The 22,558-nt window shown below is 43.9% G+C and carries 9 protein-coding genes and 2 pseudogenes; 6 read left to right on the forward strand and 5 right to left on the reverse strand.

Going from position 1 to position 22,558, the window contains the following annotated elements; all coding sequences use genetic code 11:
* Positions 1-55 precede the first annotated feature (55 nt).
* The gene (locus EYW48_RS04510; RefSeq protein WP_277431922.1) at positions 56-1,297 is read right to left on the reverse strand and encodes a carbohydrate porin; all 1,242 of its coding nucleotides are present in this window, start codon (positions 1,295-1,297) and stop codon (positions 56-58) included.
* Positions 1,298-2,116: 819 nt separating this feature from the next.
* Here EYW48_RS04510 and EYW48_RS04515 point away from each other — a divergent pair.
* Positions 2,117-4,255: an alpha-galactosidase gene (locus tag EYW48_RS04515; RefSeq protein WP_277431923.1), complete on the forward strand. Its 2,139-nt coding sequence runs from the start codon at positions 2,117-2,119 to the stop codon at positions 4,253-4,255.
* A 343-nt stretch (positions 4,256-4,598) separates the two neighbouring features.
* A pseudogene (gene melB, locus EYW48_RS04520) lies at positions 4,599-5,974 on the forward strand (melibiose:sodium transporter MelB).
* A 106-nt stretch (positions 5,975-6,080) separates the two neighbouring features.
* On the opposite strand, the gene EYW48_RS04525 reads toward melB, so the two are convergent.
* On the reverse strand, positions 6,081-7,742 hold the full coding sequence (locus EYW48_RS04525) for a methyl-accepting chemotaxis protein (RefSeq protein WP_168524371.1): 1,662 nt from the start codon (positions 7,740-7,742) through the stop codon (positions 6,081-6,083).
* 228 nt (positions 7,743-7,970) lie between these two features.
* On the opposite strand from EYW48_RS04525, the gene EYW48_RS04530 reads away from it, so the two are divergent.
* Positions 7,971-8,327 carry a YibL family ribosome-associated protein gene (locus EYW48_RS04530; RefSeq protein ID WP_053308917.1) on the forward strand — a complete coding sequence of 119 codons (357 nt, stop codon included), beginning with the start codon at positions 7,971-7,973 and terminating at the stop codon, positions 8,325-8,327.
* Positions 8,328-8,400: 73 nt separating this feature from the next.
* On the opposite strand, the gene malT is transcribed toward EYW48_RS04530, so the two are convergent.
* Positions 8,401-11,109 (reverse strand): HTH-type transcriptional regulator MalT, encoded by a 2,709-nt coding sequence (gene malT, locus EYW48_RS04535; RefSeq protein WP_171981198.1) that lies wholly within the window; start codon positions 11,107-11,109, stop codon positions 8,401-8,403.
* Positions 11,110-11,686: 577 nt separating this feature from the next.
* Here malT and EYW48_RS04540 point away from each other — a divergent pair.
* The 3 genes from EYW48_RS04540 to glgB all read left to right on the forward strand — a co-directional run bounded on the left by EYW48_RS04540 (position 11,687) and on the right by glgB (position 18,811).
* Positions 11,687-14,140 (forward strand): glycogen/starch/alpha-glucan phosphorylase, encoded by a 2,454-nt coding sequence (locus tag EYW48_RS04540; protein ID WP_277431924.1) that lies wholly within the window; start codon positions 11,687-11,689, stop codon positions 14,138-14,140.
* Positions 14,141-14,270: 130 nt separating this feature from the next.
* On the forward strand, positions 14,271-16,448 hold the full coding sequence (gene malQ / locus EYW48_RS04545; protein WP_053308914.1) for a 4-alpha-glucanotransferase: 2,178 nt from the start codon (positions 14,271-14,273) through the stop codon (positions 16,446-16,448).
* A 179-nt stretch (positions 16,449-16,627) separates the two neighbouring features.
* Positions 16,628-18,811: a 1,4-alpha-glucan branching protein GlgB gene (glgB, locus tag EYW48_RS04550; protein WP_176246590.1), complete on the forward strand. Its 2,184-nt coding sequence runs from the start codon at positions 16,628-16,630 to the stop codon at positions 18,809-18,811.
* A 206-nt stretch (positions 18,812-19,017) separates the two neighbouring features.
* Here glgB and EYW48_RS04555 read toward each other — a convergent pair whose 3' ends face one another.
* Together EYW48_RS04555 and uxaC are read right to left on the reverse strand one after the other, a co-directional pair.
* Positions 19,018-21,024, reverse strand: a complete 2,007-nt coding sequence (locus tag EYW48_RS04555; RefSeq protein WP_277431925.1) for a heparinase II/III family protein — start codon at positions 21,022-21,024, stop codon at positions 19,018-19,020.
* A 17-nt stretch (positions 21,025-21,041) separates the two neighbouring features.
* Positions 21,042-22,310: pseudogene (uxaC, locus tag EYW48_RS04560) on the reverse strand (glucuronate isomerase); the annotation flags it as partial.
* Between the last annotated feature and the right edge of the window lie 248 nt (positions 22,311-22,558).

Genomic DNA, 22,558 nt, shown 5'->3' on the forward strand with positions numbered 1-22,558 from the left:
GTGGGGTGAGCGTATTACTCACCCCGTTGAGTTCAAAAATAGTAGCGGGTTTGAGTTACCACCATGTTTCGACGTTAAAGCCGAAGGTTACTTCGTCGATGTTCTTAGTACTCATGCTTTGGGCATGGCCGTATTTATCACCGCTACGGTTCCACTCATCGGTTTTCTCAGAGTAGGTCGCGAACAAGCGCAGTGATGGACGAGCCCAAACGCCTTTGCCTGCTTGGAACATTTGTGCCACGGTCACTTTGTATATATCGTTGGTACCAGCGCCGTTTTGTGCCTCTACTGATTCGTAGCCCATTTCAAGTGCGGTTGCCATGTATTCTGTCCAGCTGTACTGAGGGCGAGCGCCTACGCTGAACCATTTCTCACCTTCGTTGTTATCAAGGTTTTTGTCTTGGTAAGCGATGGAGTACATCACTTGGAAATCTTCATTCACGTTAAGATCGCCAGAGTTGAAAATACGCCAGCTGTAACCATCGTGCTCAACACCCGTGTTGTATTTACGGTTTGAGCCGCCTTCTGCACTCATCAAGCCGCCCGCAAGCGCATCAGTTCCGTATTGGAAAGCAAACGTGTTTGAACCATAGCCCCAAGCTTGACGGTAAAGTACAGAAAGCATAGCCCCAGAAGTGGTGATGTCACTTTCGTCATAGCTAGAGTTTTGGGTGAACACGTAGTTCAAACCGACCGTAAGATCCGCGCTGTCACTCAGTTCAATGCCGCTTAAACGTGCGTCGATGTTGTGTAAGCTGCGACCATCGGCGCTGGAGTTTGGCGCCATCCATGCGATGTGGCCTTTAGCAAAGCCAAGCTCCCAGTTTTCAATACCGATACCTGTGCTTGAGGTATCCCAATATTTAATGTCAATCATATGGACTTCATGACGGCGGTAAAAACGTTCGCCCGCCCAAACAGTGGCATCCGCTTGGCCTTCAAACAGGCCATGACCCGCTGACCACATTTGGATCAAGCTAACGTCACCCCAGCTTTCGCCGCTACCAAGGTAAAGCGTGGTATCAAAGTACGCGTCGCCTTGTTGCCAAACATCGGCTTTCAAACCTGCTTCCCACCAGTTAAGTTCGTTACCCAAACGGTAGTTGCCATAACCTTGACTAGCACGAATCACATCGTTGCGTTCGCCTTTGCCACCATTGTGCTCATCGTTATCGGTGTAAATGTTGCCCCACTTGGCGTAGCCAAAGTAAGTGATGTTCTCCACTGCAGCCATACCAACAAGCGGTGCTAGGGCGAGGGTTAACCCAAGCGCTCTTACAAGCGTCTTTTGTTTCATGAAGTGTCTCCATTCTTTTTTTATTGGTTTGAGTCCTAACTCGCTGCGTAGTGTAAATAAATCATGGAAACGTTTTCATGATGAGGTTGGCATTTTTGTCGTAATGAGGGGTTTATTACTATTTTGTGTGATTTTGATCTCTTAAATTGAAGTTTTAAGCGCGGTTTTAGATTGATTTCTAATGGTATAGTTTGGAATCGTTTACTTAAGTTGGGCGGTGTTTGAGGTGGAGAATTGCAGTTGATTTTATTTAAGTTGCTGATTTAAAGTGTCTTTTTGGGGTGAGGGAGTTGTTACTAGAAGAGGAAAGAGAGCCCAATTGAAATCAACTGGGCATATGAGACAAGGAAGAATATACAACAAGTTGTGCGCGGGCGTACTGCACACGAGCATTTGTTGTATCGTCAAACTGGGATTTTGAGTTAGGACCCAAGATAGACACTTCATAAAGAATCTCGAAGCCACAAGAATACGGTTATCGGTTAACCACTTCAAGAGGTGAGGAGTTCAACTGAGCGGTCTGTAACCTTATTTATGATTTTGTTGTTGTAAAGTAATGAATTGAATCGTGAAAAATTCTTTATAAATCAGTTTGGTATTCGAATTCACGTGCAGTGCTTTAAAGAACTCAGTAACCAAATAATCTGAGGGTTTTTGAGCTGATCGCTGCGTAATATAAGAAGGAATAAGGCTTGGCGGGAGATTGCACAAGTTTGAAAAATTAACTGTAAACGTTTCCATGATTTTGGTGTGGCTCACAGATTATTTTGTTTTTTTCATTATGATGCAGCGTAATTTCCAGTTTCAAGGTAAGACAAGATGACGGACAAAACACTGATTGAGATAACCGGTCAGCAAACTCAATTGATTGTAGAGTTGGGCGAATATGCAGAGATTCTGCATTGGGGACAAAAAGTAAGTGGTGACCTTAGTGGTTTCCGCATGGCTTTACATCGTCCCGTGCCATACGGTCGTTTGGACAGCGACGTATCCATTACTCTACACCCAGAGCTTGGTCGTGGCGTTTTCAGTAGCCCGGGTGTGGAAGGGCATCGCGATGGTCAAGATTGGGCTCCAGTGTTTGTCATCTCCCATATTGAACAAAATCAAGACAGTATTGTGATTGAGAGCGAAGATGCGATCGCAGGGCTTCGTTTACAAAGCGAGCTTAAGCTTGATAGCAATGATGTGGTGAAAACGCGTCATACGCTCACCAACAAGAAAACAGGCGTTTATCATGTGAACCGTCTTGCCAATACGTTGCCTTTGCCAGCACGTGCGAATGAGTTGATGACTTATTACGGTCGCTGGGTTCATGAGTTTCAAACAGTGCGCCAACCATTGCTACAAGGCGGCTACCAACAAGAAAACCGTCGTGGTCGAACTTCTCACGAGCATTATCCTGCTTTGGTTGCGGGTACTCAGCATTTTGATGAAATGCAAGGGGATGTATGGGGATTTCATTTTGCTTGGAGTGGTAATCATCGATTGCGGGTAGATGTAAAAGCGGACGGTCGTCGTTATATGCAAGCTGAAGTCATTTATTTACCTGGTGAAATCGCATTGCAGCAAGGTGAGAGTCTAACCACGCCTTGGCTTTATGCCAGTTATAGCCATGCTGGTTTGAACGGTATGAGCCACCAGTTTCATTCGCATGTCCGTCACGCTATTCTGCCTTCGGATTTTATGCAAAAGCCACGACCTATTCATTTAAACACATGGGAAGGGATCTATTTTGACCATGATCCTGACTATATTATGTCGATGGCATCAGAAGCTGCTGCGATGGGAGTAGAGCGCTTCATTATCGATGATGGTTGGTTTAAAGGACGTAATGGCGATAAAGCAGGCTTAGGCGATTGGTTTTTAGACCGAGAGAAATACCCAAATGGTTTAGAGCCTGTTATTGCACACGTCAACAAATTAGGCATGGAGTTTGGCCTGTGGTTTGAGCCTGAAATGATAAACAAAGATTCAGATCTTTATCGTGCTCACCCTAACTGGTTATTAGCCGTTGACGGTTATGAGCAGCCAACCGGACGTAACCAGTATGTCATTGATTTACAAAATGATGAGGCGTTTAATTTCTTATTTGAAAGGCTCGATCATTTTTTGAATACTTACAATATTGCCTATATAAAATGGGATATGAATCGTGAGATTGTACAGCCAGCTCATTTAGGTAAGGCCGCAGCATCTCTTCAAGTCGAGCGTTATTACCAGTTGGTTGATAAGGTGCGCGCTAAACATCCTCAAGTTGATATTGAGTCTTGCGCTGCTGGTGGGGGACGCATTGATTTTGAAATACTCAAACGAACTCAGCGTTTTTGGGCATCAGATAATAACGATGCTTTAGAACGTCAAACGATTCAACGTGGCATGAGCTATTTTTTCCCACCTGAAGTCATGGGCAGTCACATTGGTGCGAGTCATTGTCACTCGACACGTCGTCGCCATAGTATTGAATTTCGTGGTTTGACGGCTTTGTTTGGTCACATGGGAATTGAGTTAGATCCGGTCAAAGAAGAGCTGTTAGAAAAGCAAGGTTTTGAACGATATGTTCGGTTGCATAAGATGTTGCGTCAATTGCTGCATACAGGGCGAACTTGGCGGATTCCAGCCGACGACAAAGCACACCAAATACATGCTGTTGTTTCTCAAGATCAATCGGAAGCGGTCGTCATGATGGCACAGCTTACTATGCCAACCCATTCACTCAGTGGTCACTTACGTGTTCCGGGATTGGATAGTAATGCGCTATATCGCATATCGGTACTGGATAAACCTGAGAACTATGATGATATTGTCAACTATCAACCACCTTGGACGGAGTCTGGCTGCGAATTGTCAGGTGCTTGGTGCGCTGAAGTTGGTTTAACCATGCCAATTCTAGATGCCGAAACGGCCTTATTGATTAAATTCGAACGTATTAGTGACTATTCTAATGTGAAGTTTTAGGGGAAAATTTACCACCTATTGATAACTTCAATTATGTTGGATATACCAATACGCTCCTCTTATTAAATCCGCATTGATATTTCTATCCGTGCGGATTTAATCATTTTGTGGAATCGTTACCACTTTGTAATCCCTTTTATTTAAAACCATTTGTTTAAGTAAATAGCGGCATAGGTCCCATTTTTTAATTTTCATTGTAAACGTTTCCAGTTGAGTGTGTTTGATCACAGTACCGATTGTTTGGGATAGGTAGTATTCCTATCGGACTTACAAATAAATCAATAAAAGGTATGTGTTGCGGTTTCTAGTTAGGGGAAGCGGTAATACGCCTAAAGGAAAAATTATGTCTGATAAAATTACTCTACAAACGAAGTTATCGTATGGCCTTGGTGCTTTGGGCAAAGATTTTGCCTGTGCACCAATCTATATTTTTTTAATGTTTTACTTTACCGATGTGGCTGGTCTATCTGCTGCGTTCGTTGGTACTATTTTTTTAGCTGCGCGTATTGTTGATGCTATTACCGATCCTATGATGGGCGTGATTGTGGACAATACACGCTCTAAGTTCGGCAAATTCCGTCCATGGATTGTGATTGGCACACTTTTAAATGCTGTTGTGTTAGTTGGTCTTTTCAGTACTCACATGTTTGAAGGGACAGCACTATACGTCTACGCAGCGGCAGCTTATATACTGTGGGGGCTAACTTACACCATTATGGATATTCCTTATTGGTCAATGATCCCAGCTCTGTCTAGCTCTCGCCAAGAACGTGAAAAACTTGTGGTATGGCCACGCCTTTTCGCAAGTTTAGCTTGGTTTGTGACCGGTACATACGGCCTACATATTGTTGGCAAGCTGGGTAATGGCGATCAAGGTCAAGGCTTCTTTAATGTTGCGATGCTCATCGCTGTATTATTCGTCATGAGTGCCTTTTTGATTGCTCGCAACGTCAAAGAAAAGCAGGCACCGGCCAATGCAAAACCTGCTGAAAGATTTAGCTTTAAAGATGTGTTGGTAATTATTGGTAAAAACGATCAACTAAAAGCGTTGATTGGCACTGTATTGTCATTCCAAATTGCTAACTTATTGGTGGGCGGCTTTGCCATTTACTATTTCTCTTACGCACTGGGTAATGCAGAGCTATTTCCGATTTACATGATGGTGGCTGGTGCTGCCGAAATTGCTGGTGTCTTCTTATTCCCACGTATTGCAGCCGCGTTACCTCGAAAAAATCTATGGTTGATGGCGTGTGGTTTCCCTATTTTGTCATGCTTGGTGCTATTACTAATGGCACTTATTGCCCCTGGTAATGCAATGTTAATTGGTTTGGCAGGTGCTGCGATTAAGTTTGGTGTTGGCATCGCTAATGCTCTTCAAACAGTTATGCTGGCAGATGTTGTTGATTACGGTGAATACAAAACTGGTCGTCGTAGTGAGAGTGTTATTTTTCAGTACAAACCATGTTGGTGAAATTTGCTGGTGCTGCAGGTGGTTTCATTGTGGGTGTTGGTCTATCTGTAGTTGGTTATGTGCCAAACGTTGAGCAGTCAGAGAGTACAATCATGGGGCTGCAATTTATGATGGTTGGCTTACCAGCAATTATGATGGCAGTCAGCGGTTTTGTTTATCAACGTTACTACCGACTTCACGAAGGTTTCAACCAGGAAGAAGAAAAGGAAATTGAAGCGCAATCTGAACACGTTGCTGCATCAGCGTAAGAATGTTTCCTCTATTGTGTAAGCGATGCAGCTATCGTTTATAGAACTGCAAATAAAAACCCCCGATGCTTGTACTAACATCGGGGGTTTACAGTGTAAAGTGTGATTAAACTTTAAAGCGAACCAACAAATTATAGAGCTCATGAGCTCGCCCATTCAGCGTTTGGCTACCGTGACGGTTCTCGTTAGCTAAATCGGCTGATTGACTACTTTGATCGGAAATGACCACAATACGCTCAGAAATTTCTTGCCCTACAATGCTCTGTTCTTCCGTTGCTGTTGCAATCAACGAGTTCATGTCCATGATTGTGCCAATTGAATCTTGGATTTTTTTCAGGGCATCTGAAGCTGCATTGGCTTCTTGAACCGTCGTTACGCTGCGGCTTTGGCTGGAATCCATTGCTTTTACGGCGGCATCCGATGCTTTTTTCAATTGCTCGATCATTTGATGGATGTCACCAGTACTTTCTTGAGTTCGGCTAGCTAATTTACGTACTTCATCGGCAACTACCGCAAAACCGCGCCCTTGTTCACCAGCACGAGCCGCCTCTATTGCAGCATTGAGTGCTAATAAATTGGTTTGTTCCGCAATATCTTGGATTACAGTAAGTGAAGACGAGATATTTTTCACATCACCTTCGAGTTTCGAAATAACGCTACTGGCCTCGGCAACCTCTTCGGCTAATGCCTGAACTGAATGTGCGGCCGACTCAACAATTCGATGAGCATCTAGTGCATTGTCATCGGCATCCTTTGCTGATTGCGCTGCTTGACTTGCATTACTTGAAATCTCTGTTGCAGTGGTGGTCATTTCTGTCATTGCCGTGGCAACTTGCTCAGTCTCTTGGCGCTGACCTGCGGCGATAGTATCAACCTGTGTGGCGCGTTTGGTCATATTATCGGTTTCATCGACGACCTGTTGACCGACTTGATTGACGCGTTTAATAATGTCTTGCAAGCTAGTAACAAACGCATTGAAGTTATCGCTTAATTTAGCAAATTCCGGTGCGTTGAATTTTTCCATTCTTGCTGTTAAATCAGCGTCGCCACTGGCAAATGAGCGAATAGAAGCATCAAATAACTCCAAAGGTCGCATTATGCTGCGGTTCAAAATAACCGCGAACACACCAACAATCGCGACAATAAACAGGCTGACGGTTACAATCGTGAGTAGGCTTTTATCGAGCTGCTCAGAAGATCGAGCTGCCATTTCATCCATAAGCGCATCAACATCATCGGTGTAGAAACCTGTACCGATCATTAAATCCCACTGAGATAAATAAACGGAATAGCTCAATTTAGGTAAAGGTGTTGATTCACCTGGTTTGGGGAAATAATAGGTAGTGAAGGCATCTTTTTTAGCATTTTTAAGTAGGTCTTGTACCAGGTAGTTGCCATGAGAATCTTGTAGGCTCCAAAAATTCTCACCAACTCCTTTGTCACTTTTACCCAGTAGTAGCCGATCACCTTTTGAGTTATAACCGAAAAGATAACCACTGCTACCAAAAGATATTTCTCGTAACACAAGCATTGCTTCTTCAAGAGAGGCGTTGCGTTGCGTTAATGGAGACAGAGCGGTTTCAGCAATTTGTAGATAAGATTTTAGTTCTGCGCGTTTCATATCCATCATGCTGCTGCGCGTTTCGGTTATCTGCTCGTTATTTAGCTTTTGAGTTTCGGAAAAGCTAAGGTACATCATACTCAATGAGATAATGAGCAGTGGAACAATAGACAGCACGTAGAGTCGTTGGCGAATCGTAAGGCTCATGGGGCACTTCCTGTGAGAAATAAGGTTGTATTGAGTACTACCACTAACGTTTATATTGTTGTTTTTGTAAATTATAGAATAGTTTAAGTTTTGTACTTTTGCCGACAAATAACCTCAAAAAGAGAGATGTTATCCATTGTTTTTTTTGATCAATGAATCTCGTGTATGGAGTTACATTTCCTTGTGATATACTCCCGCCCCGTTTTACCTTCCAAGAGCCAAATAGCCATGAGCATGAAAAATGAAATCCAACAACTAAACAACCGTTTAGACACTTGCCGTCATAAACTTGAAGCGGCTAAAGCTCGTGGTGACCAGGCAATGATCAGTAAATTTACCGATGAAGTTGAGCAGTTGACGAAGAAAATGGCTCAAGTGAAGCACAAAGACAACTACACAATGAACAAAGAACGTAAGAGCTTGCTTGATATGCCGTTCTCTCGCGAAATTACCAAAGCAGAACAAGCAGATTTAGGTAAATTGAAAAAATCAGTTAAGGGTTTGGTTGTGGTTCATCCATTGACAAAAATGGGTAAAGAATTACGTATTGAAGTGATGACGGGTTTTGCACCGAAGCCTTTTTAAGGTCGAATTTTTTTATTCGGGCAGTGTATCTATAGAATAGAAAAAGAGCCAGTTTTTACTGGCTCTTTTTGATCTAGTAACCCATTAATTGCAGAAGGTTTTCCGCTGTGCTGATAGCTTCTTTACGGTTGGCAATATTGAGTTTTTGGTACAAGTTGCGGATATGCGTTTTGATGGTCGTTCCCGCAACATCGAGCTCCTGTGCGATCTGTTCATTACTAAAACCAGAGTAGATAAGCCCGAGAACTTGCCATTCGCGTTGGGTAAGTGGACTGGTGCGAACTAACTCAGGGATGTTAGGGTGGTTGACTAATTTTTCAACGAACTCTTCGTCAAAATGCACAGAACGACTGCGTTGTGTAGTCGAGATTTCTTTCATTAACTGCTGAGCTCGATGACGTTCTAAGTCCCCTAGTTCTGAGCGAGAAGCGAGTTTCTCTAGTAGGTGGCCAATCTTTGCGCCATCAATCAAAAAGTTGCCGATCATACCAGTTTGGTTGGTTAACTTAAGCGCTTCTTTTAACTTCTCTTTGGCCAGTTCATCATCATGTAATGTGGTGGCAAGGACGGCTTCAACGATTAAGTTTCGATTCGTATCGGTAAGAAGCTGGTAAGTCGCCGCTTCACTTTGTAAGAAGGCGATCGTTTGAGCAGCTTCATCGAGCAGACCTAGGTGGATCTGACAGCGAGCAATGTTGCGCCATTGCAATTGTGAGAAGTGGTTGCAGGCTTTCTCTGGTCGAATAGTGGTATCTAGCCACTGTTGCATCGCTTCATTATCCCCACGAGCTTGCCAGAATAGAATCAGAGACAAGGACGCGTTGGCTGTCCAGTCAACGTGGTAGGTCGACTGTTTAAGTAGATGCTGGATCTGCTCGATAAACTTCCCTGCTTTATCGAGTTCACCGCGTCCAATGGCAATTCGCGCGAGCATTGAATAGCTATGTAAGTGCTTACTTGGCGAATGATTGCCAAGCACACGTAGTCCTTTATAAGCGCACTCTTCAGCTTCATCTAATCGATTCCAACACCATAATATTTGTGCTCGTACGCGCAGCAAGAATTCATGTAGTGGAACTTGCTGCAGTTGTTGCTCTTCTATTAGCTTAAAGGCCACATCCTGGACTTCAAAGGCTGCTTGAACATAACCTTGAGCTATCAAAATTTCGCTTTGTTGCAATAAAGCCCAAAGAACTTGGTGGAATACTTGATATTGGCGACCAAGCTTTTCTGTCTGTTGCATCATTGACAAAGCACGGCTGAGTTGACCCAGCACATGATTCACTTCACCAACTACTGACGTAGCCACAATGCGGCTTCGATAAACGGTATGGTCCAACTGGCTTAATGACAGCTCTGCAAGTTCTAATGCTTTTTCTGGTTCATTTTGGTTAATGGCGACTTGTGCACGCAGGGCATTAAATTCACCTTGTTCTTTGGTGGTGAGTTTAACATTGAGTGCGTTCATTTCTTTGTCGGCTTTGGCAAGCAGATCTCCAACATCGTTGTAGCGATGTTGGCTTTGGGCGAGCCAAGCTTGCAACATACACAGTTTCGGTTCGCTGTAGAGTTGAGTGGGTGAGAGTTGATTAATTGCCTCTTCCAAAGTTGCGAGCTCACCTTGGTTAAACATTTTCCAACCGTATTGTGTCAAAATAGCGGCTAAGAGGTCTGCATCATTGGCTAAACGTGCATGCCTCAGTGCTTGATGTGGAGTTGATTCGGCTAGCCAAGCGTGTGCTGCTGCGCGATGCAGTTCCTGTTCTTGCTGGGGAATTCGCGCTAAGCGCTCATGAGCGAGAAATTCTGCGAACAAATTATGGAAGCGATACCAGTTATGTTCCCCTTCCAATGGATAAATAAAGAGACCATAGCGGTTTAAGGACTCAATCATACTCAATGCATCGTCACGCTTGGTAAGCGCGGTTACTAAGACATCATTGAAATGATCCAGTACTGAACACTGCATCAAAAATTGACGTGTTTCTTTATCAAGCAGATCAAACACTTCCTCAACTAAGTAATCCCAAAGATGTGCGTGATTAAATTGCGAGACAGATTCAGCCGTTTGAGCCAATGTGCGTTTTTGATGCTGAGCTTGCAAGGCAATCAGTTGCAAAGCGGATGGCCAGCCTTCGACATAAGTTCGAAGATTATTTGCGGTGTCGTCATCGACGCCATCGACGACGCGTTGATTGAAAAAGCGTGTGGTTTCTTCGGTATCAAAAGCAAGCAGTCTATTACCTATTTCGATCATCAAGTCGCGAACCCGCAGGTTTGCTGTTCCTAAAGGTGGGGTTGCGCGGCTAGTGACCACCAGGGTGAGGTTGTCAGGCATGTGTTTTAGGAAAAAACGCATTGCTTCATGAATTTCATCATCAGAGATTAAGTGGTAATCATCGAGCACCACATAACACTCTTTATTAAAAGCTGACATTTCGGCAAAGACTTCACTAAATAGTGAATGAAGTGATGAAAACTGACGTCGCTCTGCTAACTTCTGTGCATTGGGGCAACTGTGATGTGTTGCTTTATTAATCGCCTGCAACAGGTAGTTCATAAAGCGAAAAGCATCGTTATCGCTTTCATCAATGCTATACCAGCCAACGTTAGGTTTATCAGAGAGCCATTGTGCAGCCATGGTGGTTTTGCCGTACCCCGCAGGTGAACGAAATAGAACCAGTTTGTAGCAAGGCGCTTGGGCCAGCAGTTCGAGTACTCTTGGGCGAACGATGGCGTTGTGTAAGCGCCCAGGGCGAGTCAGTTTCGAAGGAATCCACATCTTCCATATCCCATTGGTAATGGTTACTTTATCAAAAGCACAATTACGCACTTTATTACGTAATTTATCATTTTGTGTTTGGTAAAAAGTCGTACTGTTAAACATTTTATATGGATAGTACTTGATGTTGAGTGGCGTGTTTATTGATCCATAACGAGATTTCTGTTGGATTCACACTTACCACCCATCTACGCCCTAGTTTTGTGCTCTGTGTCACCAAATCTTCTCAATTATGTGCTAAACAGAAAGTTGGTATGTACATCACTCAATGTAATTAGTGAGGTCGAGTCATTTTTTTGGGATATCCCTCTCATTATGAGTAATTGTTTATACCGCAAGAAATTTTAGTTTTTAGCAATGAAGTTAAAGATATTGGTTAAGTGATGTGATCAGAATCACTCGTTATTCGAAGGATATCTCAACTAATGAGAGATGGATCACCGACACGATTGTGCTCCCCCCTCTACGCCCTGACTCCTCCTCCTAAATGTGCCTGTGAGTAGGAGGATGCCGAGCTTTTGATGGTGATGCACGATATGGCACAGATGGATTAAAACGGATAAGTGAGATTTCCCTGATGAAACCTACGCAACAGAAAAAATTCGATAAAGCTTCTTTCCAAAAGAACGTGGTAAAACACCTTACTGCAACTTATGCAACCAGCATTGAGCATGCCAGTAGCCGTACTTGGTACTTGGCGATGGGTCGTGCACTCGCAGAATTAACAACGTTTGACTTGCTTGAAACTGAGCAAGATGAGCGAATCGTCAACGCGAAAAGTTTGAATTACCTTTCTCTTGAGTTCTTGATTGGACGTTTAACGGGTAACAACCTGATCAGCATGGGTCTGTATGAACAAATTACAGAAGCAATGACTGAGTTGGGTCAAAACTTAACGGATCTTCTTGAAGAAGAGCGTGACCCATCATTGGGTAACGGTGGTTTAGGTCGTCTAGCGGCGTGTTTCATGGATTCGTGTGCCGCTCAAGAATACCCAACTGTGGGCTACGGTCTGCACTATGAATATGGTTTGTTTAAGCAGTCTTTCAAAGAAGGTCATCAGCAAGAAGCGCCTGACGCATGGCGTGGTGTTGAAGGTTACCCTTGGGAGATCGCTCGTCCAGATATCGCGCAAGAGATCGGTTTTTATGGTCACGTTGAAGTGGTTAATGAAAACGGTATCGAGAAGCGTCGCTGGGTTCCTGGTATGTATGTACAAGGTATGCCATGGGATCTACCAATTGTGGGTTACGAAAGTGATACGGTTTACCCTCTACGTTTGTGGGAATGTCGTGCGATTGCGCCTTTCTCACTAGAAAGTTTCAACAATGGTAACTACTTCGAAGCGCAGCATGCGTTAATCGATGCAGGCAACATCACCAAAGTCTTGTACCCAAATGATAACCATGAAAAAGGTAAAACACTGCGTTTGATGCAGCAGTACTTCCACAGTGCAGCGTCAGTACGTGATATTTTGCGCCGTCATGAAGCCGCCGGTCATGCGATTGCAGATCTACCTAAGTACGAAACCATTCAGTTAAACGATACGCACCCGACTATCGCTATTCCAGAATTGATGCGTATCTTGATCGATGAAAAAGGCATGGGTTGGGATGACGCATGGGCGATCAGCTCTAAAACGTTCGCTTACACCAACCACACCTTGCTACCTGAAGCATTGGAAACGTGGAGTGAATCTTTGATTCAACGCTTGTTGCCTCGTCATATGGAAATCATTTACGAGATCAACCACCGCTTCCTACAAGAAGTTCGTGCTAAATGGCCTGGCGATGTCGCTAAACAGCAAAAACTGTCGATCATCCAAGATGGTTTCCACCGTATGGTTCGCATGGCAAACCTTTGTGTGGTTGGCTCTTACGCGGTAAATGGTGTGGCAGCACTTCACTCAGAATTGGTGAAACGTGATTTGTTCCCTGAGTTCAACGAGCTGTACCCAACTCGTCTGCACAATGTGACCAATGGTATTACACCACGCCGTTGGTTGAAGTTCTGTAACCCTGGTTTATCCGCACTGATTACTGAAAAAATTGGTTCAGATTGGCCAGCACATCTTGATCAACTTGAAGCGATTGCTCAGTACGCTGATGATGCCAAATTCCAAAAAGAATTCATGGCAGTGAAGAAGCAGAACAAACAACGCTTAGCTGATTGGGTTAAAGAGAACATGGATATCGAACTTGATACCAATGCAATCTTTGATGTGCAAATCAAACGTCTACACGAGTACAAGCGTCAACACCTTAACATGCTGCACATCTTGTCTCTGTATCATCGTTTGATCAATGACCCAACGTTTGATATGGCACCACGTGTGGTCTTCTTTGCCGCGAAAGCGGCGCCGGGTTACCACTTAGCGAAAGAGATCATTTACGGCCTCAACAAGATTGCAGAGAAAGTGAATAACGACCCTCGTATTGGTAACAAATTGAAAGTGGTCTTCATTCCTGATTACCGCGTGAGCATGGCTGAAATCATCATCCCAGCCGCTGACGTATCAGAGCAAATTTCAACTGCCGGTAAAGAAGCTTCTGGTACTGGTAACATGAAAATGGCGCTAAACGGTGCATTGACTATCGGTACGATGGATGGGGCGAACGTAGAAATTCGCGAAGAAGTGGGCGATGACAATATCTACATCTTCGGTTTAGAAGTCGATGAAGTGGAAGCGGTGAAAGCGCGTGGTTACAACCCATACGATTACTACAACGCTGATCCTCTACTGAAAGCGTCACTTGACCTGCTGTTAGGTGAAGAATTCACCCCAGGGGCTCCAGGTAAGCTGCGTGCTACTTTTGATAGCTTGCTTGATGGTGGTGACCCGTACCTAGTGTTAGCAGACTTTGCTTCTTACGTAAAAGCGCATGAAGCGATGGATAAGCAGTACCGTGATCAAGCTGGTTGGGCTAAGAAAGCGATTCTGAATACCGCATTAGTGGGCAAATTCAGCTCAGACCGCAGTATCAGAGATTACGTCAACAACATCTGGAAATTAGAAGCAGTTAAGCGTTAATTCTTAACTTAGCCAAGGCATTCGTGCCTTGGCTCTTTGCTTCTTTTGCAAATAAAAGTACTCATTTACAAAACACTACTATTAAAACCCTACAGTTTTGAAGGGTAAAGCAGTCCCTTCGGAGAGAGCGATGAAAGAACTAAACGCATTAAAACAAGTCGCTGAAATGGCGAAATTAGCCGACAGCTATGTGAGCGCGTGGGGCGACGAAGCGAAAGTGGAAGATGAAACCCTTATTCGCTTATTGGCGTCTTTAGGCTATGACACAACCAATGATGAAACATTGCTGAAATCAGCAGAGAAAAAACACAAAAAAGATGTATTAGACCCAGTTCTCGTTGTCCGCGAGGGTGAGGCAGTGGAAATTCCACTGTACTTAGGTGTTAGCGCACGTGAAAGTGAATTTAACTGGCGCTTAGAAACCGAGCAAGGAGAGGTACTTGAAGGCTATCTTCAGTCGCAAATCGTTCGTGATGATCGTGCCGAGGGTGGCCCTCTAGTGTTCACATTGCCAAATGATTTGGCATGGGGTTATCACAAATTATTGGTGACGCGTAAACGTCGTAAAGCACCTTATGAGCTGACTTTGATCGTGACACCGCAAGCGTGTTACAAACAAGATCCAATTAACCAAGGCAAAAAAATGTGGGGTCCAAGCGTTCAGCTTTATACTCTGCGTACGCAACACAACTGGGGTATTGGTGATTTTGGCGACTTGAAACAGTTAGTGTCAGATATTGCCTCTCGTGGTGGTGATTTTGTCGGTCTAAACCCAATTCATTCACTGTTCCCTGCAAACCCTGAAGGTGCAAGTCCATACAGCCCCTCTTCTCGTCGCTGGTTAAATATCCTCTATATTGACGTAAGCTCTGTTCCTGAATTCGCCTTAAGCGCAGACGCGCAGCAAAAAGTGGGCAGTGCAGACTTCCAGCAACGTTTACAAAAAGTTCGTGAAGCGCACTGGGTGAATTACACTGAAGTGGCTGAACTAAAAATGAGCGTTTTGCCATTACTATTTACCGAATTCAAAAAGCGTCATTTAGATAAAGGTAGTGATCGCGCTCAAGCGTTTCTGAATTTTGTTGAAGAAGGTGGTGATAGCCTACTTCACCAGGCGACTTTTGATGCGCTTCATGTTGAATTACATGGCCAAGATTCTAGTGTTTGGGGTTGGCCTGTCTTCCCTGAGAAATACCGCCGTTTTGAAAACAGCGCGGTTCAGAAATTCATTACAGATAACCAAGACCAAGTACATTTGTACATGTATTTACAATGGATTGCTGATAGCCAAATCAATGAAGCTCAAGCCTTGGCGGAAGAAAAAGGCATGGCAGTGGGTCTATATCGTGACCTTGCTGTTGGTGTGGCTGACTCGGGCGCTGAGACATGGGCCGATGAAGGCAACCTAGTGCTTGACGCTAGCATTGGCGCGCCGCCAGATATTCTAGGCCCGCTAGGACAAAACTGGGGGTTACCACCACTAAACCCACAAGTGCTTGAAGCAACGGCTTACGATGCGTTCATCAAACTGTTGCGTGCTAACATGAAGCACTGTGGCGCATTGCGGATTGATCATGTACTTGGTTTGCTGCGCTTATGGTGGATTCCAAAAGGTGAGAATGCAACCAAAGGGGCGTATATCTACTACCCAGTGAAAGATATGCTCGCTATTTTGGCTTTAGAATCTCATCGCCATCAATGCAGTGTTATCGGTGAAGATTTAGGTACTGTTCCTGATGAAATCGTTGATATTTTGGCTGATGCTGGCGTTCATTCTTATAAAGTCTTTTTCTTTGAAACGGCTGAAGATGGCGGCTTTATTTCACCGAAACATTACGCGGCTCAATCGATGTCGGCCTTATGTACTCACGATATGCCTACTTTGCGTGGTTTCTGGCACTGTGATGACCTGAAAATGGGCAGTGAAATTGGTCTTTATCCTGATGAAGAACAATTGAATGCTCTGTTTGATGACCGTTTAAAATGCAAACAAGGGATCTTAGATTCAGTCGCATGGCATGGTTACCTGCCAGAAGGGATTGGCCTTGATGCGAGCCTAGTGCCAATGGATTCATATTTGAGTGAGGCATTACAACTTCACGTTGCCGCTGGTTCATCCACTTTGCTCAGCGTTCAGCTAGAAGATTGGCTCGAGATGGATAAACCGGTCAACATTCCTGGTACTGTTGACGAGTACCCGAACTGGAGACGTAAATTGTCGATGAACCTTGATGAGCTCTTTGGGCGTGAAAATGTTAATCGTATTGCTAATCGCTTGACTGAAGTTCGTGCAAGTGTGAGTAAATAAAGACTCACTAAGCCTCATTGTATTGGCTTAGTGTCATGTTTCTTTGTGATTGCACACAGAATTTTAGCGTAAGTCACTCAATGTAATCATGGAGTTCGGTACACTGTACTCCGCTAGTATGCCCGCCGGTTAGCGGGCATTTTTTTACTTTGAAAGAAAGTTAGGTTAGGAGTAGGGATATGAAAATAAAAAAGCTTTCAAAACAAAAGCAGGTATATAGCCAACTTTCTCATGCAGCATTTGCTGATCCGTTTTCATTTTTAGGCCCTTATCTGGCTCAGGATCAAGGGGCGTTACGTGTATGGATGCCGGGTGCAGATAAAGTCGAGTTGGTGATAGAAAATCAACCTCGAATTGAGCTCGAACGTGAGGAAGAATCTGGTTTTGTATTGAAATCTGACAGGGATTTACGTTTTACTCACTACCAATTGGCCATCGATTGGGCTGGCACTGAGCAGTTGATCGACGACCCGTATCAATACCATAGCTTGTACGCAGAATATGATGATCTTCATACACCGAAGTCGATGTACCATCATATGGGGTCGCAATTTATTACGCTTGAGCGTGATGGTAAACAGGTCTCAGGTACGCGTTTCTTGGTTTATGCTCCACATGCACAAGCGTGCAGTTTGATTGGTGCATTTAACGACTGGGATGGCCGTCGCCACCCAATGCAGCGTCTTGATTACGGTATCTGGGGCATTTTTATGCCCGATTTAGCCGAGGGTACCCAATACAAATTCGAACTTAAAGGTCCACACGGTGAAGGGTTGCCACACAAGGCGGACCCTTGGGGCTTTTATGCCGAGCAATACCCTTCTTTTGCCTCTGTGACGTACGATCATAGCCGCTATCAATGGCAAGATAGCGCATGGCAGGCTCGACCTGTATCAGAAAAGCGTAAACAAGCGTTGTCATTTTATGAGTTGCATGTCGGTTCTTGGCGTCGTAATGAACAAGGTGAGTTCCTAAATTATCGAGAACTTGCCGAGCAATTGGTGCCTTACTTAGTTGACTTGGGTTATACCCACGTCGAATTAATGCCAGTTTCTGAACATCCATTTTACGGATCATGGGGTTATCAACCGGTAGGTTTATTTGCACCGACCAGTCGTTTTGGTACGCCAGATGACTTCAAATACTTTGTCGAACAATGCCACTTAGCTGGTATTGGTGTGGTACTTGATTGGGTTCCAGCACACTTCCCAGCGGATAGCCATGGTTTGGCTAATTTTGATGGTACACCACTGTTCCATGATCCAGATCCACGCCGTGGGTGGCATCAAGATTGGAATTCGTATATTTACGACCTTGGGCGCGAACATGTACGCCGTTTCCTTGTTTCTAACGCTTTGTATTGGTTTGAGCAATTCCATATTGACGGTATCCGCGTTGATGCTGTGGCTTCAATGCTCTACCTTGACTACTCGCGTAGCCATGATCAGTGGATCCCTAATGTCGACGGTGGCCGAGAAAACTACGATGCGATTGCTACCTTAAAATGGATGAACGAAGAAGTGTATAAACACTTCCCCAATGCAATGACCATTGCTGAAGAGTCAACGGCGTTTCCTGGAGTCTCTGCGCCGACCTTTATGGGCGGTTTAGGGTTTGGTTTTAAATGGAATATGGGCTGGATGCACGACAGCTTAGCTTATATCCAAGAAGATCCTGTTCATCGCAAGTATCATCACAACACCATTACTTTCCCACTTGTCTACGCGCACAGCGAAAACTATGTGTTGTCTTTGTCGCATGATGAAGTGGTATACGGAAAAGGTTCTATCCATAATAAGATGCCCGGTGATGAGTGGCAGCAAACGGCGAACTTACGGGCATATATGGGTTACATGTACGGTCAGCCGGGTAAAAAGCTTAACTTCATGGGCGCGGAAATTGGCCAAACAGCAGAGTGGAACCACGACGATCAACTGCAATGGTTCTTACTGCAATTTGAACGCCATCAAGGGGTACAAAATTTAACGCGTGATCTGAACACTGTCTACCAACAACAGAAAGCGCTATTTGAATTAGACAGTGAACCGCGAGGTTTTGAATGGCGTCTTCAAGATGCAGCCGATGCCAGTATTTTGGCTCATGAGCGTATTAGTGAAGCGGGTGAACGAGTGTTGATTATCACCAACTTTACTCCCGTGCCTCATGAAGAATTCCAGCTAGGTATGCCTATTGATGGTGAGTATCAATTGCTACTCAATACCGACGATGAAAAGTATGGTGGCAGTGGCTTTGATGTCTTGTCATCTGCGAAAACGGAGGAGCTTGAAAGCGAAGGGTTGCCTCAATCGTTGCTATTAAGAGTCCCGCCGCTGGCGACCATTTTCTACAAATTGAATGCTTAAATTTACTCTGCATTCAAACCTCTTGAAGTTGCAGGCAGGCGGCAAGTGAGTTCATCCCCATGAGCATAGATAAACTATGTGATTGGAGGGAGCGAATGTAGCCAACACCGCTGTAGCTTCAAGTCAAAAGGGTATATTTACCATGTAAAAAAAGGGATTGAATTCAATCCCTTTTTTTATGGAAAGTCACCACTGGGTGATGAACACTATGATTGTTCTAGTTTTATAGATGAGTTTTTAAAATCAATGTCGATGGTAAACCGTTCTTTAGCTTTACGGAAAGTGATGGTCAATATTTGCTGCTTCCATTCACAATTTAATAGTTGGTAGTGGTCATTGAGATCATGAAGAGTGACGCATCTAAGCTGTTGTCGATCGCCTCTAATCAATAAATAAGAAAGATCACTTGTCGCTGGGTTATCTGGCGCTAGCCCTGTCAGTATTGAATGACCTCCGTCAATATGGTGATGCTGCGTATAGGTAGAACAGCTAGCGATGCGGTAATTGACCCGAGTAATCGTGTCATTGACATCAGCACTTTTACAATCATGCATGCGAGCTAAAGGGCCTGATAATGGGTTTGTTGTTGCACTAAAACCGCAAGGTAAACCGTTGAATGTACCGCGTGTATGCCAAGTGAGATCTAAGTTTTGTTGATGTGGATTTTTGACCTGATTAATTTCGATGGCCAGATCGCCAAGCCATAAAATGCTTCGTCTAAATTGAACGTCTCTATAGGATTCTTCATCCCATTGCTTGATAGTATGGCTATCAACGGCTGCAGCAGGTTTCCGCCAATCCACACTGGTATCAATGTACTGGTAGTCATCATGCTCAATATAATTGATGACTTCAGGGTTGGCGGGCGTTTGATTCTTTTGATTGACGACCAGAGTATTATGACTAGCGCTATTTTTGTAATACCCATAATGTAATTCGGCGCCATACCCTGTAGTGCCTAAATCGGGCAGAATTTCTTTGCCATCTTTGATCAAAATAAGCCCTAGGCGATCGTAATGGTCGTGTTCACCACCGTAAGGAGAATGCTTTAATAGCAGCATATTCTTATGGTTAGCATCCTCGAACAGCGTAATACCGGATTGTGGTGCATGGATAGGATTGCTGGCAATGGGTTCAACGTCAGGGAGGGTTTCAACGCCATAAAGCAGTGCGTCAATATTGTCTCTGTCTTGTGACTGATAGATGCTGGTTAAGGCTGATGCAAACAATGGATCTTTAAACTCACTGTATGCATATTCAAACAAATGAGTATGGTTGAGTTTTTCTTGTCCTGCGATACAGTCATTGAGTTTGGGGAAATCACCCGTATTGAGAATGAGTTTCAACGGGAATGCAAGCATGGTTAGAAAGGATGGGTGATCCGCTAACGAATAGCGAGTATCACGCGCCAGTTTTTCGAAAGCCATTAAGGCTTGCAATGCGTAATAGTGGTAGTGGATCGACCCTTCAAACCATAGCCCTTCGCCACCAACACCGTGATCGAGTTGGTATTTCAAGCCATACGGTGTGTTGCATGCGAAATCGATATATTGCTCGTCATGGAGGATCAAGCCTATTACGCCAATCGTAGCATTAATTTTCATTTCATGGTTATGCAGTTGAGGCGTGCGGTGTTGCATCAAAAACTCAGCACCTTCACGTAATAAACGGGTTTCAATGTACTCACGCTGAGCTGGGCTTAATGCTTCACGGATAAAGTCATAACCGAGTGCAAAATCAAGATTACAGTTGGCTTCACACAAGGTTTGGGCGTTAGCTTTACCTGGTCCGTTATAAGGAATACCGCCGTGTTCTTCATAGGTTGGATAATACTTGGCGTATTCCATCAATAGAGCTGCAACTTTATCAAAGTATTCCTGCTTGCCGGTAATTTGCCACAGTAATCCCAACTGATTACACGCTTTCGCATTTAAGCCATTGAGACCACGCCACCATGCTCCATCATACGGTTTGCCGCTAAACACCTTCCCATCAATGGGACAGCAGTGCTGCGTTTGTTTTTGGCGATCCCATGTGAGTCTAACGCCATGCTCTGGGCAAAAATAATATAAATTCCACGTAGCTCGGTTATCGGGTGGGACCAATGTGTCGGAATAAAGAACGATTTCATTTTCTTTTTCTAATTGCTGGATAAATGTTGAGCTTGCTCTTTGACGAATGGTTTCAATCTGCTGAGAGTTAAATTGCAACATAGTGACTTACCTAAAAATTAAAAGTGGAAATAGCGTTTGGCATTTAAAAAGCAAATATTTTCAATTGATTGTTTTAATAGTTCAGGGTCGTTAGGCAGTTCACCGCTATTGACCCATTTTGCTAATAAGTTACACAACACGCGGCGGAAATATTCGTGTCTAGACATTGAAAATAAGTTTCTGGAATCGGTCAGCATCCCTACAAAGGCACCTAATGCACCTAAATTTGCCAAAGCGCTCATTTGATTGATCATGCCTTGCTTGTGATCGTTAAACCACCATGCTGCACCCAGCTGAATCTTGCCGGCACTGGTGACGGAGTCTTGAAAGGCGCCAATTAAACTTGCAATAGACCATGTATCTTTAGGGTTCAAATTATAAAGAACGGTCTGTGGTAATTGATTGGTTTGGTCTAGTTTATCAAGCAGTAAAGTAAGTGGAGTTACCACTTCGGCATCATGCATGATGCTAAAACCAGTTCCAGCTCCAATCTGTTGCAAGCGGCGTTGGTTTACGTTGGGTTGAACACCGATATGAACTTGCATTGTCCATTGACGCTGGTGGTATTGTTGGCCAAGAAACTGGAAAGTCGCACTTTGCCATTGTTGTTGTTCTGTATCACTTAGATGCTGCAGCGATAGCATTTTTTGGAAGATAAATTCAATTTGTGTATCGTCATACTCGACGTAATTGACGATGTTAATACCAATATCTGACAGGCGGCAACCAGCTTGATGAAAATAGTCGATCCTTTGGATTAGCGCAGCTTGAAAATCACTAAGCTGGTGGATTGCAATACCAGTGTTATGACTGAGTTTTTTGAGCATATCGCCAAAAATGGTCGGTTGGCTGACATTAATTAATGCGTCAGTTCTAAAGGTCGGCAGCACTTTGACAGCAAAGTCAGACTCAGCCAATGCGTGGTGATAGTGTAAATCGCTTAGAGGATCATCAGTGGTACAGAGTGTGTCAACCTTGTTTTTTATCAAGATATTACGAGCTGATAATGCACCGCTAGCTAATATGTCATTGCAGTGCTGCCATATTTCTGGGCAGTTTTTGGGGTTAATCAGGCAATCTAAATCAAAATAGCGCTTAAGTTCTAAATGGCACCATTGATATAACGGGTTGCCGATTAAGTACGGCATGGTCTCGCACCATTTTTCAAATTTTTCATATTCAGAGGCATCACCAGTAATAAAGTGTTCCTCAATGCCAACACTACGCATGGCTCGCCATAAATAGTGATCGTATTTTAGCCAAGCTTCCGCAATGCTTTGGTAACTGCGATCAAGCCAAAGCGGATGGAGTAATTATTGGTAGGTAAGAGCAAAAAGTTGCTTATGCTAGGCAGGTTATTGCTCGATATGTTTTATTTATCATTATAACTCATTGAAATTAAATAATCTTAAGGTTGGCATCGACCTTGCTCTATAGGTGATGAATTTGCGCAAAATACATTCATCATTTAAGTAAAGTAAGGAATTTGCAATGCCAACTCCATGTTATATCTCTATCGACGGCGAAACTCAGG

This window comes from Vibrio sp. 1180_3, from assembly GCF_029478545.1.
Taxonomy (GTDB): domain Bacteria; phylum Pseudomonadota; class Gammaproteobacteria; order Enterobacterales; family Vibrionaceae; genus Vibrio; species Vibrio aestuarianus.

Excerpts from the sequence above, each read along its gene's own strand:
- EYW48_RS04555 (WP_277431925.1), bottom strand. The coding sequence starts at position 21,024 with ATGTTGCAATTTAACTCTCAGCAGATTGAAACCATTCGTCAAAGAGCA.
- EYW48_RS04515 (WP_277431923.1), top strand. The coding sequence starts at position 2,117 with ATGACGGACAAAACACTGATTGAGATAACCGGTCAGCAAACTCAATTG.
- EYW48_RS04525 (WP_168524371.1), bottom strand. The coding sequence starts at position 7,742 with ATGAGCCTTACGATTCGCCAACGACTCTACGTGCTGTCTATTGTTCCA.
- malT (WP_171981198.1), bottom strand. The coding sequence starts at position 11,109 with ATGTGGATTCCTTCGAAACTGACTCGCCCTGGGCGCTTACACAACGCC.
- malQ (WP_053308914.1), top strand. The coding sequence starts at position 14,271 with ATGAAAGAACTAAACGCATTAAAACAAGTCGCTGAAATGGCGAAATTA.
- glgB (WP_176246590.1), top strand. The coding sequence starts at position 16,628 with ATGAAAATAAAAAAGCTTTCAAAACAAAAGCAGGTATATAGCCAACTT.
- EYW48_RS04510 (WP_277431922.1), bottom strand. The coding sequence starts at position 1,297 with ATGAAACAAAAGACGCTTGTAAGAGCGCTTGGGTTAACCCTCGCCCTA.
- EYW48_RS04540 (WP_277431924.1), top strand. The coding sequence starts at position 11,687 with ATGAAACCTACGCAACAGAAAAAATTCGATAAAGCTTCTTTCCAAAAG.
- EYW48_RS04530 (WP_053308917.1), top strand. The coding sequence starts at position 7,971 with ATGAGCATGAAAAATGAAATCCAACAACTAAACAACCGTTTAGACACT.